This is a genomic window from Methylobacterium sp. WL6 (assembly GCF_008040095.1).
Classification (GTDB): Bacteria; Pseudomonadota; Alphaproteobacteria; order Rhizobiales; family Beijerinckiaceae; genus Methylobacterium.
Genome location: NZ_VRVH01000542.1, coordinates 1 through 1,563, shown reverse-complemented (window position 1 = coordinate 1,563; position 1,563 = coordinate 1). Strand labels below are relative to the sequence as shown.

The following is a 1,563-nucleotide window of genomic DNA, read 5'->3' as shown; positions in this document are numbered from 1 at the left end:
CCCCCCCCCCCCCCCCCCCCCCCTTTTTTTTTTAAATTATCCGGCCACCACCGATATCTACACTTATGTAGTCGTCGGCTGCGTCAGTTGTTTATAATAGACTGTCTCCGGGGCGTCGCGCGTGCGGCCGGCCGCACGTCCTCGTGCGGATCCCGATCGGGCGCGTCGTCGATGCAACCCATCCTAACGTGCACCTGGTCAAAAACTATGGCACGCCGACATCGAGGCCGGCCGATCGCGCCGGAGCGGAGAGGGGAGCGTCGATTGCCCGCAGCGCGACAGGACGGCGGGGCACCGCGCAACCGTCGCGAGCAGGTCGCCGATGCGCTCGCGCGGCTCGCCCGGCGCCTGCCCGGGTTCGAGGCCGAGGCGATCGTCGATTCGGCGCTCGCCAGCCCGGGCCTGCGCGGGGCGGCGCCCGAGACGGCGGCCCGGCTTGCGCTCGTCGCCTATGCCCGCCACGTCTTCACCGATTACGACGACCTCCTCGCCGAGGGCTACGACCGCGACAGCGCCCGCCACTTCGTCCTCGACGAGCTCAACGCCGTGCTGGCCGGCTGGGGCGCGGCGCCGATCCCGGAGGCCGATCCGGCCGACGACGCCGACGCGCCCTGAGGCGGTCCCGGTCGTTGCCGGGGGGCGTCCGGTGCGGATACACGGGGCGGGCGGGTTCGCGCGGAAACGGAAGCGTCAATCGTCACCATGAACGTGCTGGGCATCGAGACCACCTGTGACGAGACCGCCGCCGCGATCGTCGCGCCGGGGGAGGACGGCCGCGGCGTCATCCTGTCGAACGAGGTGCTGAGCCAGATCGCCGAGCACGCGGCCTATGGCGGCGTGGTGCCGGAGATCGCCGCCCGCGCCCATGTCGAGGTGCTCGACCGGCTGATCGCGCGGGCGCTCGACCGCGCCGGCTTGGCCCTCAAGGACGTGGACGGCATCGCGGTGGCGGCCGGCCCCGGCCTGATCGGCGGGGTGCTGATCGGCCTCGTCACCGCCAAGACCCTGGCGCTCGTGGCGCGCAAGCCCCTGCTCGCGGTCAACCATCTGGAGGCGCACGCGCTGACCGCGCGGCTGACCGACGGCCTGGCCTTTCCCTACCTCCTGCTGCTGGCGTCCGGCGGCCACACCCAGCTCGTGGCGGTGAAGGGCGTCGGCGACTACGTGCGCCTCGGCAGCACCATCGACGACGCCATCGGCGAAGCCTTCGACAAGGTCGCCAAGCTCCTGGGTCTGGCCTATCCCGGCGGCCCCGAGGTCGAGCGCATGGCGGAAGCCGGCGATCCGGAGCGGTTCACCCTGCCGCGGCCGATGCTCGGGCGTCGCGACGCCAACTTCTCGCTGTCCGGCTTGAAGACCGCGCTGCGGATCGAGGCGGAGCGCACCGCGCCGCTCGCCGAGCGCGACGTCGCCGACCTCTGCGCCGGCTTCCAGGCCGCGGTGGTCGACGTGGTGGTCGACCGCGTCCGCGTGGCGCTGCGCACCTTCTCCACCGTCGCCGGCCACCCGACCGCGCTCGTCGCCGCCGGCGGAGTCTCGGCCAACGGCGCGATCCGGCGGGCG

At 72.6% G+C, this 1,563-nt stretch carries 2 protein-coding genes; both read left to right on the top strand.

Annotated features, from left to right (window positions below; genetic code table 11):
- The first annotated feature begins 264 nt into the window (after positions 1 to 264).
- Positions 265 to 615 (top strand): DUF2293 domain-containing protein, encoded by a 351-nt coding sequence (locus FV230_RS28175; RefSeq protein ID WP_243934404.1) that lies wholly within the window; start codon positions 265 to 267, stop codon positions 613 to 615.
- An 87-nt stretch (positions 616 to 702) separates the two neighbouring features.
- The coding region (gene tsaD, locus FV230_RS28170) for a tRNA (adenosine(37)-N6)-threonylcarbamoyltransferase complex transferase subunit TsaD (protein ID WP_147844702.1) at positions 703 to 1,563 on the top strand (861 nt) is incomplete at its 3' end.